This window comes from Stenotrophomonas sp. 01N47 (genome assembly GCF_056399165.1).
Map to the genome: position 1 here is coordinate 173,763 of NZ_JBFTQU010000005.1, position 15,539 is coordinate 189,301.

The following is a 15,539-nucleotide window of genomic DNA, read 5'->3' on the forward strand; positions in this document are numbered from 1 at the left end:
GCGGACGAGCCCGTCTCAGTTCGCTCACGCGCCAGCTGAAGAATTCAGGAAACCGCCGGACTACGCAAATCGGAACGACGAGGCAGCAGCGCCTCGAACACCACGTGCCCCGCCTCGTTGCGCGCGCTCAACCGTCCACCATGGGCACGCACGAACTGGTCAACGATGTACAGCCCCAGTCCGAGCCCGTTGCTCTGATGGAAGCTGGCCTTGAAGGGTTCGAACAGGCGCGGCAGCAACGCCTCATCGACATGGCCGGTATTGCGTACGCGCAGCGCGACCACACGTGCATCGCCACCATCGACCTGCACCTGCACCGTCGCGTCGGCGCCATGGGTGAGTGCATTGCCGACCAGGTTGGCGACGATCTGACCAAGGCGATCCATGTCGCCCTGCAGGGTCGCATCGCCACGGACATCCAGGGCGATACGATCGGCTCGATGGCCGGCACCGGCCTCCACCAGCACCGCACGCGTCACCTCGGCCAGGTCACATGCACCTGTCTGCAGGCGCAGGCCACCGCTGCGGATCCGCGAGAAGTCCAGCAACTGCTCGACCATGCGTGCCATCCGCAGCGTGCTGGCTTCCAGGTAGCTCAGTGTCTGCTGCGCACCGGCATTGTCGTCCGGCAGTTCCAGCGACAGCTTGTCGGCACACAGCAGGATGGCCGACAGCGGCGTGCGCAGGTCGTGGGTGAGCACCGCGGCCATGGTCTCGTTGAGCTTCAACGCGCGCTCCAGCGCTTCGTTGCGCGCCTTCAGCAGCTGCCGCTGCTGGTAGAGCTCGATGAACACGTTGACCTTGCTGAGGATCACTTGCGGCGCCACCGGCTTGTGCAGGAAATCCACCGCGCCGGTCTCGTAGCCCTTGAACACCCGCAGCGGATCATCCGGCGAGGCGGTCAGGAAGATGATCGGCACATCCCGGCTGCGCTGCGAGCCGCGCATCAGCTCGGCCAGCATGAAACCGTCGATCTCCGGCATGTGCACGTCCAGCAGCGCCAGCGCTACCTCGTGCTCCAGCAGCAGCTCCAGCGCCTGCGCGCCAGAGTCCGCCAGCAACAGGTTGACGCCCTCGCGGCGCAGCAGCGCCTGCATGGCCACCAGGTTCTGCGGCACGTCGTCGACGATCAGCAGGTTGACCGGCGCCTGCGACTGGGCAGGGTCCGGCGGCAGCAGGTTCATGCAAACAACTCCTTCAGGCGACGACACATCAGTTCAAGGGGCAGCACGGCGTCGGCGCCGGCATGCTGCAGGGCAGAGGCCGGCATCATCGATGCCTCGGCCTCCTCGGGACATTGCAACCACGCCTGGCCGCCAGCGGCGCGCACCGCGGCCACGCCATCGCTGCCATCGCTGCTGGCACCGGTCAGCAGGATCGCCAGCACGCCCATGCCGAACGCGGCTGCGGCCGATTCGAACAGCGGATCAATGGCCGGCCGCGAGAACAGCACCGGTTCGTCCATCGATAGTGCGATGGCCTGCGTGTCCTCCACCAGCAGGTGGTAGTCCGGCGGTGCGAACGTCACCGTTCCGGCCTGCAGGGGCTGCTTGTCCTCCGCTTCCCGCAGGGTCAAAGCGCAGTACGGCGCCAACACATCGGCAATGCGGCTGGAACGGTCGCGCGGCAGGTGCAGCACCACCAGTACCGGCACCGGCAGGGTGGCCGGCAACGCGCCAAGCACGATCTGCAGGGCGGCCACGCCACCGGCCGATGCGCCGATAACCACCACTTCGGGGCGGGGCATCGTCGCCATCAGGCCACCTTCCGATACAGGCGGTGCTCCCGCGAACAGGCTTCGAACGCATCGTGATGACGGCCGAACTGCAGCGACTCCTTGCTGCCCAGGCCGAGGAAGCCGCGATGCACCAGGGCTTCGCGGAACAGGCCCACCGCGCGATCCTGCAGGTCACGGTTGAAATAGATCAGCACGTTGCGGCACGAGACCAGGTGCACCTCCGAAAACACCGTGTCGGTGGCCAGGCTGTGGTCGGCGAACACCACGTTGCGGCGCAGCTGGCGGTCGAAGACCGCGCCGTCGTAGGCGGTGCTGTAATAGTCCGACAGTGAAGCGGTGCCGCCCGCGGCAAGATAATTCCGGCTGAACTGGGCCAGGCGGTCGATGCCATAGGCGCCGGCCTCAGCCGTGGCCAGTGCAGCGGGGTTGATATCGGTGGCGTAGACGATGCTGCGCTCAAGCAGGCCTTCCTCGTGCAGCAGGATCGCCAGCGACCACACTTCCTCGCCGGTACTGCAGCCGGCCACCCACAGCTTTACCGAGGGATAGGTGCGCAGCACCGGTACCACCTGTTCGCGCATCTGCCGGAAATACTCCGGGTCACGGAACATCTCCGAGACCTGCACGGTGAAGAACTGCATCGCCTGGGCGAACAGCTCCGGCTCGTGCAGCAGCCGATGCTGCAGGTCCGACAGGCGCTCGCACTCGTAGCGCTGCATGGCCTGGCTGACGCGACGGCGCAGCGAGGACACCGCATAGCTGCGGAAGTCGTAGTGGTAGCGCTGGTACAGCGCTTCCAGCAGTACCTTCAGCTCCAGGTCGAACAGCGCCTGCTCGTTCATTGCCGCGAGCACCAGACCCGGCACAGCGACACCAGCTTGTCCACGTCGATGGGCTTGGCGATGTAGTCGTTGGCACCGGCCTGCAGGCAGCGCTCACGGTCATCGGGCATGGCCTTGGCGGTCAGCGCGATGATCGGCAGGTCCTGCAGGTGGCGCTGCGCGCGAATCTCGCGCATCGCCTGCAGGCCATCCTTCTCCGGCATCATGATGTCCATCAGCACCAGGTCCACCTCGCGCTGGGCAAGGCGGTCGACGGCCTCCTGGCCGTTGCGGGCAATCTCCAGCGTCACCCCCAGCGGCTCCAGCACGCTGGACAGCGCGAAGATGTTGCGCACGTCGTCCTCGGCCAGCAGCACGGTGCGTCCGTCGAGCACGGTGTCGCGGCGACGCGCTTCGCGCAGCAGGCGCTGCTGGTCGCTGGGCAGGTTGGCCTCCACGCTGTGCAGGAACAGCGTCACCTCGTCGAGCAGGCGCTCGGGCGAGCGCGCACCCTTGATGATGATGCTCTTGGAGTAGCGGCGCAGGCGCTGCTCTTCTTCGCGGCTGAGGGCTCGGCCGGTGTAGACGATGACCGGCGGGAAGCCCACCTCATCATTGCCTGCCATGTGCTCGAGCAGGTCGTAGCCACTGCCGTCCGGCAGCGACAGGTCCATCACCATGCAGTCGAAGGTGACCGTGCTCAGCTGCTCCACCGCTGCGGCAAGCGTACCGACAGCGGCGATCTGCAGCTGATCGCGGCCCAGCAGCAGTTCCAGGTTGCGGCGCAGATCGTTGTCGTCCTCCACGATCAGCAGGCGCCGCACGTCGCGCTGGCTGGTCTGTTCAAGCTGTTCGATGGCAGCCACCAGGCGCTCGCGCGTGGTCGGTTTGATCGCAAAGCCGATCGCGCCCAGTTCGCGTGCCACCTGGCCGCGGTCCATGCCCGAGACCACATGCACCGGAATGTGCCGGGTATCGGGATTGCGCTTGAGTCGTTCGAGCACGGTCAGGCCGGAGACGTCGGGCAGGCCGATGTCCAGCAGGATGCCGTTGGGACGCAGGTCCGCCGCCAGCGCCAGCGCCTCTTCAGCAGTGGTGGCCACCACGCAGTCGAAATCAAGTTCGTGCGCAAGCGTCACCAGGGCTTCTGCGAAGACCGCATCGTCCTCCACGGCCAGGATCAAGCGCCCCGCATGACGGCGGCGGCCGCGGTCATCGGCCACCGCTGCCACCGGCGCGGCACTGGACCGCTGGGCAAGGGGGGCTGGTGCCGCGGTGGTCGCGGGTACCGGCTGCACGGGCACCGGTGCTGCGGCGCCTGCCGCGGCCTCGGCTGTCGGCGCGCCCTGCAGTGGCAATTCCAGAATGAAACAGCTGCCCCGGCCCGGCTCGCTGTCCACCTGGATGTCACCGCCCATGCGCACCGCAAGGTCACGCGAGATCGAAAGGCCCAGGCCGGTGCCACCGTAACGGCGGCGGGTGCTGCCATCGGCCTGGCGGAACGCTTCGAAGATCAGCTGCAGCTGGTCGCGTGCGATGCCGATGCCGCTGTCGGCCACTTCGAATCGGATCCGGCCATTGCCACCGCTGCGAACGTGCAGGCTCACCTTGCCGTGCTCGGTGAACTTGACCGCATTGGCCAGCAGGTTCTTCAGGATCTGCTGCAGGCGCTGGTTGTCGGCCACCAGCTGGCTGGGGGCCAGGCCATCGGCCTCGATCTGCAGCGCCAGGCCCTTCTGCCGCGCCATCGGCTCGAAGGTCTCACGCAGCCGCTGCAGCACGCTGTCGACCACCACCACTTCATCGGCCAGTTCGACGTGCCCTGCTTCGATGCGCGACAGGTCGAGGATGTCATTGATCAGCGCCAGCAGGTCGTTGTTGGAGGACAGGATGGCGCGGGCGTACTTGACCTGCTCGTCGCTGAGCGAGCCGTCCTTGTTGTCGGCCAGCAGCTTGGCCAGGATCAGCGAACTGTTCAGCGGCGTGCGCAGCTCGTGCGACATGTTGGCCAGGAACTCGGACTTGTAGCGCGAGGTGGCGGCCAGTTCATTGCTGTTGCGCACCAGCTGCCCCTGCGCCACCAGCAGCGCCTGCTTCTGCGCCTCCAGCTCGTGGGTGCGTTCTTCCAGCTGCACATTGCTCTGTTCCAGCTCGGCCTGCTGCTGTTCCAGATGCGTCTGCGACTGCATTAGGCTGCGGCTCTGCTCTTCCAGCTCCTCGTTGGCCACGCGCAGTTCTTCCTGCTGTGCCTGCAGCTCTTCGCCCTGGCGCTGTGACTCCTCCAGCAGCACCATCAGCTGCCCGCGCAGCATCGAGGTGCGCAGTGCCATGCCGATCGTTTCGGCGCAGCGCTCCAGCAGTTCGTCATCCAGTGCACGCTGATCGCCCACGACCGAGCGGCCGAGCTCGATCACGCCAACCACGGCACCGTCACTGCTGACCGGGGCGAGGATGCGCTCGCGCACAGGCACACGTCCCAGGCTGGTCTGAAGTTCCAGCGGCGCCGCTTCGCCCCCCTGCAGGTGGCGCGTCAGCTGGTCGCGGGCCACCTGGCCTGCCACTCCTTCCTGCAGGCCCAGTGTCGCCGGGATACCGGTCGGCAATGCCAGTCCACCGGTCAGCTGCAGGCGGCCACCATCCAGCCGATAGAGCGCTCCAACGTCCGCACGCAGGTGGGTCGCCAGCGCCGTCACCGCGGCTTCGGCGATCTGTTCCGGTGCCAGCTCGCCGCGCAGGCCCAGCGCCACCGCGTTCTCCGCTTCCTGCAACCACAGCGCACGCATCGCCTCGCGCCGCGCCTGGATGGCACGCGATGCGATCAGCGCGATCATCAGGAAAGCCGCGCCACCGATCGACCGGTTGACGAACGAGAAGGATGAGTTGTTGCTGGCCGGCGCAACGTTGTAGCCCACCGCCAGCAGCACGCAGGCGCTGACGGCAACCACGAACGGCACCCGGGCGCTGCGCTGGAACACAGTGACCCCGATGGCCATGAAATAGGCCAGCCACACGGCGTAGCCCAGCGGCACCACCAGTTCCAGCGCGGCCGTGGCCGCCACCAGCACCGCCGACGTCATCCAGATCCAGCGGTCACGCGTAGTCGCACCAGGACGCATGAAGGTCGGTTCCATATTGGAAAAGGGGGCTGATGTTACTCCGTGTCGCATTCAGCCGCATACGACCAATGGCACGGGCGTTTCGTGCACACCTTCTTCACACTCTACTGCCTACGTTCTCGTCCCTCACATAGGTAATACGCATTTCATCGTGGTCGCTGCCGCTTCGACGCCGTCCGTGCTGACGGACCCTTCCCGACAGCTGCGACTGCTGATCGACAGCGTGCGCGACCATGCGCTTTACCTGCTGGATCCCGATGGCATCGTCTGCAGCTGGAACCCCGGCGCCGAACGCATCAAGGGCTACCGGTCGGAAGAAGTCATCGGCACCCACTTTGGACGCTTCTACCTGCCAGCCGATCGCGATGCCGGCGAGCCGCAGCACCTGCTGCGACTGGCGGCGGAAAGCGGACACCATGCCGCCGAAGGCTGGCGGGTGCGCCGTGACGGGTCTCCGTTCCGTGCCAGCGTGGTCATCGAGTCGGTGGTCGAGAACAGCGAGCTCGTAGGCTTCGTCAAGATCACCCGCGACATCACTGAACAGTGGCAGGCGCAACGGCTCCTGCGCGACGCGCAGCGGGCGCTGCGCCAGACCCAGCAGTTCGAGACGGTCGGCCAGCTCAGCCGCGGCCTTGCCCATGAATTCAACAATCTGCTGACCACCATCGTCAACGCGCTGGACCTGCTGTCCGCACGCATGGGTGATGACGAGCGTGCCAACGCCCTGCTCACCACCGCGCAGGCGGCCAGCGATCGTGGCGCACTGCTGACCCGGCAGCTGCTGGCCTTCAGCACCGGGCAGACCCTGATCCGCGAAACGCTGGACATCAATGCGCGGATCCGCGACTGGTTGCCCGCCCTGCAGGCCACCTGCCCTGCCGGCGTCACCCTGGAAACCGCACTGGCTGCGGGCCTGCCTGCCATACTCAGTGATACCGTGCAGCTGCAGACCGCGCTCGCCAACCTGGTCGGCAACGCTGCGGACGCCACGGTGGGTGGCGGCCGGGTATTGATCGCCACCGCGCTGGAGCACCGCATGGACCCCGACGCCGACACATCCCGGCAACGGACCTATGTGACGTTGAGCGTCTGCGATGAGGGACACGGCATGGCCCCGGACATCGCCGAACGCGCGACCGAGCCTTTCTTCACCACCAAGGACATCGGCAAGGGCAGCGGCCTGGGCCTGAGCCAGGTGTTCGGATTCACCACCCAGAGCGGCGGCTTCGTAGACGTGTCCACCACGCCCGGTGTTGGCACCACGGTCAGCCTGCTGCTACCCGCCACAGAGGAACCCAACCCATGACCGATGATCCGATCCGCGTACTGATGGTGGAGGACCAGACCGATCTGCGCGAAATGATCGGCCTGGCACTGCGCGACTTCGGCATCGACGTGGCTACCACGGCCGATGCGCAGGAAGCGGTCGCGCTGCTGCAGGGCGATACGCGTTTCGACGTGGTGTTCAGTGACATCAGCATGCCCAACGGCATGTCGGGCATCGAGCTGAGCGAGCATGTTGCGCGCGACCAGCCGCAGGCGCGGATGATCCTTTCCTCCGGCTACGCACGCTCGCAGTTGCCGCCGCTGCCCGAGCAGGTGGAATTCCTGCCCAAGCCTTACCGGCTGCGGCAGCTGGTGGAGCTGCTCAGGCAGGCGTGAGTCACCGCTGCGACGCCAGGCATGGCTTGGCGTGCCGCGCTGCTACCAAGGCACGAAGAGCAGGATCAGCACGATCACCAGCAGCACGGCGGCAACGGTCAGCAGCACGTTGCGCTGGCGCCAGGAAGGCTTGGGGGTGCCGGGTGTATTCATGGAGGCGCTCCTGGGCAATCGATGGGGACAGCCCCAGACTGCCGAGTCCGCTTGCAGCAGCGCGTGCACAGGATGTGCAGCGGGAGTGCAGAGCCCTGCCCTTTCCCGCTCAGGTTGTACGGCGAGCCATGAACAGCAGCTCCGGCGTGGATGCGTCTTCGCTGGCGACAAAGCCGAGGTCGCGGTACAGCGCCACGGCCACCTGATTGTCCCTATAGACCTTCAACGTCAGTTGCACTGCAGCGGTGCGGCGAGTGGCTTCGGCGCACAGTGCGGTCATCAGCACCCGGCCCAGGCCACGGCCGCGCGCCTGCGGCGACACGATGATGCGCCCAAGGTGGGTGCTGCCAGGGGCCGTCTGCCAGTACTGGCCAAAGCCCACGCAGGTGCCGTCGGCGTCCAGCAGTGCCCGGCCCGGGCGATCAGACAACGCCAGCGCAGCGGCAAAAACGTTGGCAGGCAAGGGAAACGGCACACCGGGGCCGGCCCAGCGCAGGGTCGCCCCTGGCGAGTCGAGCCAGCCAGCGATGACCGCGAAATGCGAAGGGTGGACGGGCTGCAGAACGTGATCCATGGCGCCGGCATTGTGGCGGGCACGAGCCGATGCACCCGACGTGGATGGTGACCCCGGCCCGATTCGAACGGGCGACCTTCCCCTTAGGAGGGGGACGCTCTATCCAGCTGAGCTACGGGGCCATGCAGCCGCCAAGTTTACAGGCAAGCCGCCCTGCCCTCCAAGCTTTCATCTGCCACACCATAGCCACTGGCGCGGCGCACCATGGCCAGTCCGGGCGCTCTGCTACCATCGGCGGCTCAGTTCGTCGCGCCCCCACCTGCCCGCGACGGCACCAAACACAACGTAACGAAACACAGGAGTCTGCATGTCTTCCGAGCTGCTCAAGTCCCTTGGTCTGGACGCGATCAACGCTGGCACCTACCTGGGCAACGGGGAGTGGTCGAGCGCTACCGGCGGTGAACTGATCACCCCGATCAATCCGACCACGGGCGAGCCGATCGCGCAGGTCCGCGCCACCACCGAAGCCGAGTACGAAACCGTCATCGCGCGCGCCCAGGAAGCCTTCAAGGTCTGGCGCACCACGCCGGCCCCGCGTCGCGGTGAAGCCGTGCGCCTGTGCGGCGAAGCGCTGCGCAAGCACAAGGATGCGCTGGGTTCGCTGGTCGCGCTGGAAATGGGCAAGAGCAAGCCTGAAGGCGACGGTGAAGTGCAGGAGATGATCGACATCGCCGACTTCGCCGTGGGCCAGAGCCGCATGCTGTACGGCTACACCATGCATTCCGAGCGCCCCGGCCACCGCATGTACGAGCAGTACCAGCCGCTCGGCTTGGTCGGCATCATCAGCGCGTTCAACTTCCCGGTGGCGGTGTGGGCATGGAACTCGTTCCTGGCCACGATCTGCGGCGACATCTGCCTGTGGAAGCCGTCCAACAAGACCCCGCTGACCGCCATCGCCTCGATGCGCATCTGCAATGAAGCGCTGCGCGATGCAGGTTTCCCGGACCTGTTCTTCCTGATCAACGACGCAGGTACCGCGCTGTCGGAAAAAATGGTGGCCGACAAGCGCGTGCCGCTGATCAGCTTCACCGGCTCGACCCAGGTCGGCCGCACGGTCGCCGAGAAGGTCGCCCACCGCCTTGGCCGCTGCCTGCTGGAACTGGGCGGCAACAACGCGATCATCCTCGACGAAACCGCCGACCTGAAGCTGGCCATTCCCGGCATCGTGTTCGGTGCTGTCGGCACCGCCGGCCAGCGCTGCACCACCACCCGCCGCCTGATCGTGCACGAATCCATCCATGACGACGTGCTGGCCACGCTGGTCAAGGCGTACAAGCAGGTGGAAGGCAAGATCGGCGATCCGACCGACCCGGCCAACCTGATGGGCCCGCTCAACAGCGACGGTGCCGTGCAGCAGTTCCTGGCGTCCATCGAAAAGGCCAAGGCCAGCGGCGGCACCATCGAAACCGGCGGCACGCGCATCGACCGCCCCGGCAACTTCGTGCTGCCGGCCATCGTCACCGGCCTGAAGAACAGCGATGAAGTGGTGCAGCACGAGACCTTCGCGCCGATCCTTTACGTGATGAAGTACAGCACGCTGGACGAAGCCATCGACATGCAGAACGGCGTGCCGCAGGGCCTGTCCTCGTCGATCTTCACCACCAACCTGAAGACTGCCGAGCGCTTCCTGTCGGCGGCCGGTTCGGATTGCGGCATCGCCAACGTCAACATCGGCACCTCGGGCGCGGAAATCGGTGGCGCCTTCGGTGGCGAGAAGGACACCGGCGGTGGCCGCGAGTCCGGTTCGGATGCATGGAAGGTCTACATGCGCCGCCAGACCAACACCATCAACTATTCGGATTCGCTGCCGCTGGCCCAGGGCATCAAGTTCGACCTGTGATGGCGGAGAGCGCCTCCCCGCGCGACGGCCGGCCGGTGATCGATTTCACCGGCCGCCGGGTGCTGATCGCCGGTGGCAGCAAGGGCATCGGCCGCGAACTGGCGCTGGCCTTCGCTCGCGCCGGTGCGCAGGTGTCGGCCTGCGCCCGCGGGCAGGCGGGGCTTGACGCCCTGCAGGCCGATGCGCAGGCCCAGGGCACGCAGCTGCATACCTTCGCCACCGATCTGGGCGACCTCGGCCGCATCGGCGCCTGGCTGCAGGCCGCTGCCGATGCGCTCGGCGGCATCGATGTGCTGGTCAACAACGCCACCGGCTACGGCATGGCCGATGACGAAGACGGCTGGGCTGCCAGCCTGCAGATCGACCTGATGGCGGCGGTCTGCGCCTCGCGCCTTGCGCTGCCGTGGCTGCGTGCCTCGTCCGACGCCTGCATCCTCAATCTGTCCTCGATCGCCGCGCAGCAACCGCGTCCCGGCGGCGCACCGTATGCGGCAGCCAAGGCCGCCCTGTCGCACTACACGACGTCGCAGGCCCTGGCGCTGGCGCCGGACCGGATCCGGGTCAACGCCATCGCACCGGGCTCGATCGAATTTGCCGATGGCCTCTGGGATCGACGTCGTGTCGAAGATCCCGCCCTGTACCACGGCACCCTGGCGAAGATTCCGTTCGGCCGCTTCGGGCAGCCGCGCGAGATCGCCGATGCCGCGCTGTTCCTGTGTTCGCCGCTGGCGCGCTGGATCACCGGCCACGTGCTCAATGTCGATGGCGGCCAGGTGCTGATGGGCTAGCGCCGATCCCTCGGCAGCTACCAACCTTGGTTGGCGCCGCATTCGTCGACCAAGGTCGACGCCTACCAAAGCCACCCCGCTCCCGGCTCCGATGGTTGCCAACCTTGCCTGGCAGCATTGCATTGGCCGGACCATGGGATTGCCGGGGCAGACGCACTATCATGTCGGCACTGCCACGGAGGACTCGATGAGCGTGCCACCCCGACAGAGCAACGCCCTGGCCGTGGTCAGCCTGATCGCGGGCATCTGCAGCTGGACCGTGCTGCCGGGTGTCGCCGCCCTTGTTGCCATCATCACCGGGCACCTGGCCCGCGCCGAGATCCGCCGCCGCGCCGGCGAACAGGACGGCGATGGCATGGCCCTGGCCGGGTTGATCATGGGTTGGCTCAACATCCTCGCTGCGGTGGGCCTGGTGGCCATCCTGATCTTCGCGATGGTGGCCGCCGGCGCCGACGCCAAACCTGGACTGCGCTGGTGAAAGCACGATGACCTCCGCCGACAGCACTGAACGCTTCAGCAGCCGCGTCGCGGACTATGTCCGCTACCGCCCGGACTATCCGCCTGCCCTGATGGACTGGCTGCATGGCTCCATGGCCGTGGCAACCAGCGCGCGTGTCGCTGACATCGGCGCCGGCACCGGCATCTCCAGCCGGCAGTTCCTGGCCGCCGGCCATCCACTGGTCGCCGTCGAACCCAACGCGGCGATGCGCGCGGCCGCCGAGCACTGGCTGGCGCCGCAGTATCCGCAGTTTTCCGCCGTCGATGGCCGCGCCGAGGCCACCGGCCTGGCCGAGGCCAGCGTGGACCTGGTCGGCGCCGCGCAGGCCTTCCACTGGTTCGACACCGTGGCCGTGCGCGCCGAGTGGCAGCGCATCCTGCGCCCGGGCGGGCTGGCGCTGATCTACTGGAATTCGCGCCTGCTCGATGCCAGCCCATTCCTGGTCGGCTACGAACAACTGCTGCTGGACTACGGCACCGACTACACCGCCGTGGCCGAACGCTACCAGGACGACGCCACCATGCAGGCCTGGTTCGGCTCAGGCCTGCGCGGCATGGTGCAGCTGCCGAACGTGCAGCACCTGGACCTGGACGCCCTGCGCGGGCGCCTGCTGTCTTCTTCCTACGCGCCGCAGCCCGGCCATCCGCGCCACGCGCCGATGCTGGCTGCGCTGCAGGACCTGTTCGCCGCCCACGCGGTCGACGGCCAGGTCGCTTTTGAATATCGAACCCGAGCCTTCCTCGGCACGCTGGACTGAAACCAACGCATGTATTCGCTTGCCCGCCCCTTCCTGTTCTCGCTCGACGCCGAACGCGCCCACGGCCTCGGCCTGTCCGCTCTGGACCTGGCCTATCGCACCGGCACCACGCCGCTGGTGGCCGCACGCATCGCGCCGATGCCCAGCACGGTGTTCGGGCTGACGTTCCCCAATCCGGTCGGCCTTGCTGCCGGCCTGGACAAGAATGGCGAGCACATCGATGCACTGTTCGCGCTGGGCTTCGGCTTCGTGGAGATCGGCACGATCACGCCGCGACCGCAGGCCGGCAACCCCAAGCCGCGCCTGTTCCGGCTGCCGGCGCACAACGCGATCATCAACCGCATGGGCTTCAACAACGCCGGCGTGGATGCGCTGGTGCGCAACGTCGAACGCGCGCGCAACCGGCGCGGCCTGCTCGGCATCAACATCGGCAAGAACAAGGACACCCCCAACGAACAGGCGGCCGATGACTACATCGCCTGCATGGACAAGGTGTACCCGCTGGCCGACTACATCACCGTCAACATTTCCTCGCCCAACACGGCCGGCCTGCGCGAGCTGCAGGAAGAGACCGCGCTGCGGCAGCTGGTCAGCCAGCTGCGTGAGCGCCAGGAAGCACTGGCCGCGCAGCATGGCCGGCGCGTGCCGATGCTGGTGAAGGTGGCCCCGGACCTCAGCGAGCGCGACATCGACGCCGCCGCGCGCGTACTTGGCGAACTGCAGGTGGACGGCGTGATCGCCACCAACACCACCATCGACCACAGCCGGGTTGCCGGCGATCCGCTGGCCAATGAAGCCGGCGGACTGTCCGGTGCACCGGTGCTGGAACAGTCCACCCTGGTACTGCGCCGCCTGCGTGCACGCCTGCCCGAATCAGTGCCGCTGGTCGGTGCCGGCGGCATCCTGTCCGGTGCCGACGCCGTGGCCAAGATGGCTGCCGGTGCGGCGCTGGTGCAGTGCTACAGCGGCCTGATCTTCAAGGGCCCGGCATTGGTCGCCGAGTGCGTGGAGGCGATCCGTCGCCGACGCGAGGCGCCCAGCCGCGGCGCGGTGGCACCCCTGTGAGCACGCCCATGGACGACACCAACAACGCTGCAGCACCGCTGCGCTGGACCCTCACCCACAACGCGCCACTGCAGGCCCTGAACACGTTCCACGTGCAGGCCAGCGCAGCGCAGTTGCTGGAACTGCACGATGCCGCGCTGCTGCCGGAGGTTCTGGCGTTGCCGGAAGTGGCCAATGGCCCGCTGCTGGTGCTTGGCAGCGGCAGCAATGTGCTGATCGCCGAAGACCTGCCCGGCACCGTGCTGGTGTTCGGCAACCGCGAAATCAGTTTCCTCGAACACCGTGCCGACCACGCCGTGATCCGCGCTGGAGCCGGCGTGTCCTGGCACGGGCTGGTGATGTGGTCGCTGCAGGAAGGCCTGTCCGGCCTGGAAAACCTGGCCCTGATTCCCGGCACCGCCGGCGCATCGCCGATCCAGAACATCGGCGCCTATGGCGCGCAGGTCGGCGAGTTCATCCAGACCGTAGAGGCCTGGGACTGCCAGGAAAAAGCCTGGGTACGGATGGACAACGAACAGTGTGGCTTCGCCTACCGCGACAGCGTGTTCAAGCAGCAGCCGGACCGCTACCTGATCACCGCCATTGAACTGAAACTGCCGCTCCTGCACGACCTGCGCATGGGCTACGCCGGCATCCGCGAAGAACTGCAGGCGCATGGCGTGGAACTGCCGAGCGCGGTGGACGTGGCCAATGCAGTAATCGCGATCCGTCGCCGCAAGCTGCCCGACCCCGACGTACTGGGCAACGCAGGCAGCTTCTTCAAGAACCCGGTGCTGCCGCTGGAACAGGTGGAGGTGCTGCTGCAGCACTTCCCCGAGCTGCCGGTGTTCCCGGCGGACCGCGACGACCGCCGCAAGGTCTCGGCCGCGTGGATGATCGAATCCTGCGGCTGGAAGGGCTTCCGCGAAGGTGATGCCGGCGTTGCGCCCAGCCACGCGCTGGTGCTGGTCAACCACGGCAACGCCACCGGCACTGAACTGCTGGCGCTGGCACGGCGGATCTCCGCTTCGGTACTGGAGAAGTTCGGCGTGCCGATCGAACCGGAGCCCCGCCTGCTCGGCGCACAGTGGTGAGCACACCCGCCCTACCCGCCAGCGCCACCCCATTGCGGGCGGCGCTGCTGATGCTCGGCAGCACCATGGCGTTTGGACTGATGGCGGTGGCGATCCGCTACGCCACCCGCTACGTGCCGACTCAGGAAGTGGCGTTCTTCCGCAATGCCTTCGGCCTGCTCGCCCTGCTGCCGATGCTGCTGCGCCCAGGCCATGCACCGTTGAAGACCCAGCAGCTGCCGCGCTATTTCCTGCGCAGCGCGATCGGCCTGGGCTCGATGCTGTGCGCGTTCTGGGCGTTGGGCCACCTGCCCCTGGCACAGGCCGTTTCGCTGTCCTACTCCACCCCGTTGTTCGTCACCATCGCGGCGGTGCTGTGGCTGGGCGAAACGGTACGCGTACGGCGCTGGGCAGCGGTGGTGGTCGGCTTCATCGGCGTGCTGGTGATCGTGCGGCCGGGCACAGCCGGCTTCACGTCCGGCAGCCTGATCGCCGTGGCCGCCGCCGTGCTCAGCTCGCTGGTGGCGATCCAGATCAAGCAGCTCACCCGTATCGACAGCGCCGACACCGTGGTGCTCTACACCTACGTGTTCTGGGTACCGCTGTCGCTGATACCGGCCTTGTTCGTGTGGGTCTGGCCCACCGGCATCGCCTGGCTCTGGCTGCTGGCCACCGGCGTGCTGGGCACCATCGGCCAGTTGCTGTGGACACGCGCACTGCGCCTGGGCGAAGTCTCCGCGTTGACCCCGATCAGCTTCCTGCAACTGCCGCTGGTGACCTTGTGTGGCTGGCTGTTGTTCGCAGAGACGGTGGATCGCTGGACGATCATTGGCGCCGGCATCATCCTCGCCGCCAACGCCTACATCGCCCATCGCGAAGCGGTGCTGTCACGGCGTGCAGCGAGCGTCGCCGCGAGCGCAGCGGCCAAGCCGGCAGAGTAAGGGTTCCGGCCGGGCTGCGCCCGGCATCCCGTGGTAGTGCCGGCCGCTGGCCGGCAACCTCAACAGCAAAAGCAACAGCGGGCGTTCCGTGGGATGGCGGGGCGGTGTCGGATGGCGGGGACGCCGCAAGTACGTCCTTGTAGGCTTGGCCGCGGCATCCATGCCGCCGACAAACCGCCATCCGACACCGCCCCACCTTTGACAGTTTCCCGGTGTCTGGTAGATCCACGCCATGCGTGGATGAATTTCCATCGAAATCGAATATTTCGACAATTGATCAAATGATCGAAGAGCATCCACGCATGGCGTGGATCTACCGTGTCGACCAAGGTCGACACCCACCAAGAGCAGGCCATGTCATCCCGACAGATTACGGAGATCTGTCGAAGGCGGGGCGCGTCCGGTTGCGGGGGTGTAAGCGCCATGGATGGCGCGACCGAGCCTCCATGGGTGAGGGCGCTTTGATTGCGAAGCACTGCTTCGCAAGCGCCCGAACGCACAGCCGCCAGCGGCTGGGCCGGTCTGGGGATTTA

14 protein-coding genes and 1 tRNA gene are annotated in these 15,539 nt (G+C 67.0%); 9 read left to right on the plus strand and 6 right to left on the minus strand.

Going from position 1 to position 15,539, the window contains the following annotated elements:
- Window positions 1–44: 44 nt before the first annotated feature.
- Genes AC1DKR_RS10575 through AC1DKR_RS10590 form a run of 4 tightly spaced genes read right to left on the minus strand, consistent with a single transcriptional unit; the run spans window position 45 to window position 5,675 of the window.
- Window positions 45–1,184, minus strand: a complete 1,140-nt coding sequence (locus AC1DKR_RS10575) for a hybrid sensor histidine kinase/response regulator (RefSeq protein ID WP_478032743.1) — start codon at window positions 1,182–1,184, stop codon at window positions 45–47.
- Complete coding sequence (locus tag AC1DKR_RS10580) at window positions 1,181–1,756, minus strand: chemotaxis protein CheB (protein WP_312786775.1); 576 nt, start codon at window positions 1,754–1,756, stop codon at window positions 1,181–1,183. The genes AC1DKR_RS10575 and AC1DKR_RS10580 overlap by 4 nt, the downstream gene beginning before the upstream one ends.
- Window positions 1,756–2,580: a CheR family methyltransferase gene (locus tag AC1DKR_RS10585; RefSeq protein WP_032951761.1), complete on the minus strand. Its 825-nt coding sequence runs from the start codon at window positions 2,578–2,580 to the stop codon at window positions 1,756–1,758. The genes AC1DKR_RS10580 and AC1DKR_RS10585 overlap by 1 nt, the downstream gene beginning before the upstream one ends.
- The gene (locus AC1DKR_RS10590) at window positions 2,577–5,675 is read right to left on the minus strand and encodes a response regulator (protein ID WP_478032745.1); all 3,099 of its coding nucleotides are present in this window, start codon (window positions 5,673–5,675) and stop codon (window positions 2,577–2,579) included. The genes AC1DKR_RS10585 and AC1DKR_RS10590 overlap by 4 nt, the downstream gene beginning before the upstream one ends.
- Before the next feature lie 151 nt (window positions 5,676–5,826).
- On the opposite strand from AC1DKR_RS10590, the gene AC1DKR_RS10595 reads away from it, so the two are divergent.
- Together AC1DKR_RS10595 and AC1DKR_RS10600 are read left to right on the plus strand one after the other, a co-directional pair.
- Entirely contained in the window at window positions 5,827–6,981 is a 1,155-nt protein-coding gene (locus tag AC1DKR_RS10595; protein WP_428701572.1) for a two-component system sensor histidine kinase NtrB, read from the plus strand.
- Window positions 6,978–7,337 carry a response regulator gene (locus AC1DKR_RS10600; RefSeq protein ID WP_025874874.1) on the plus strand — a complete coding sequence of 120 codons (360 nt, stop codon included), beginning with the start codon at window positions 6,978–6,980 and terminating at the stop codon, window positions 7,335–7,337. Before AC1DKR_RS10595 ends, AC1DKR_RS10600 begins: the two co-directional genes overlap by 4 nt.
- A gap of 262 nt (window positions 7,338–7,599) precedes the next feature.
- Here the strand turns inward: AC1DKR_RS10600 and AC1DKR_RS10605 are convergent, their stop codons facing one another.
- Window positions 7,600–8,064, minus strand: a complete 465-nt coding sequence (locus AC1DKR_RS10605; protein ID WP_312786624.1) for a GNAT family N-acetyltransferase — start codon at window positions 8,062–8,064, stop codon at window positions 7,600–7,602.
- Between the two features lie 45 nt (window positions 8,065–8,109).
- Window positions 8,110–8,186: transfer RNA gene (locus AC1DKR_RS10610), tRNA-Arg, on the minus strand.
- A 185-nt stretch (window positions 8,187–8,371) separates the two neighbouring features.
- Between AC1DKR_RS10610 and amaB the strand changes: the two genes are divergently transcribed.
- The 7 genes from amaB to AC1DKR_RS10645 all read left to right on the plus strand — a co-directional run bounded on the left by amaB (window position 8,372) and on the right by AC1DKR_RS10645 (window position 15,006).
- The gene (amaB, locus tag AC1DKR_RS10615; RefSeq protein ID WP_032976092.1) at window positions 8,372–9,904 is read left to right on the plus strand and encodes an L-piperidine-6-carboxylate dehydrogenase; all 1,533 of its coding nucleotides are present in this window, start codon (window positions 8,372–8,374) and stop codon (window positions 9,902–9,904) included.
- A complete protein-coding gene (locus tag AC1DKR_RS10620; protein ID WP_478032748.1) occupies window positions 9,904–10,692 on the plus strand; it encodes an SDR family NAD(P)-dependent oxidoreductase in 789 nt (262 codons plus the stop codon). Before amaB ends, AC1DKR_RS10620 begins: the two co-directional genes overlap by 1 nt.
- A 187-nt stretch (window positions 10,693–10,879) precedes the next feature.
- Window positions 10,880–11,170, plus strand: a complete 291-nt coding sequence (locus AC1DKR_RS10625; protein ID WP_025874887.1) for a DUF4190 domain-containing protein — start codon at window positions 10,880–10,882, stop codon at window positions 11,168–11,170.
- 7 nt (window positions 11,171–11,177) lie between these two features.
- On the plus strand, window positions 11,178–11,948 hold the full coding sequence (locus AC1DKR_RS10630) for a class I SAM-dependent methyltransferase (protein ID WP_442244776.1): 771 nt from the start codon (window positions 11,178–11,180) through the stop codon (window positions 11,946–11,948).
- A gap of 9 nt (window positions 11,949–11,957) precedes the next feature.
- Complete coding sequence (locus tag AC1DKR_RS10635; RefSeq protein ID WP_478032750.1) at window positions 11,958–13,013, plus strand: quinone-dependent dihydroorotate dehydrogenase; 1,056 nt, start codon at window positions 11,958–11,960, stop codon at window positions 13,011–13,013.
- A gap of 8 nt (window positions 13,014–13,021) precedes the next feature.
- Entirely contained in the window at window positions 13,022–14,086 is a 1,065-nt protein-coding gene (murB, locus tag AC1DKR_RS10640; protein ID WP_478032752.1) for a UDP-N-acetylmuramate dehydrogenase, read from the plus strand.
- Window positions 14,087–14,118: 32 nt separating this feature from the next.
- The gene (locus AC1DKR_RS10645) at window positions 14,119–15,006 is read left to right on the plus strand and encodes a DMT family transporter (protein ID WP_032976099.1); all 888 of its coding nucleotides are present in this window, start codon (window positions 14,119–14,121) and stop codon (window positions 15,004–15,006) included.
- Window positions 15,007–15,539 lie beyond the last annotated feature (533 nt).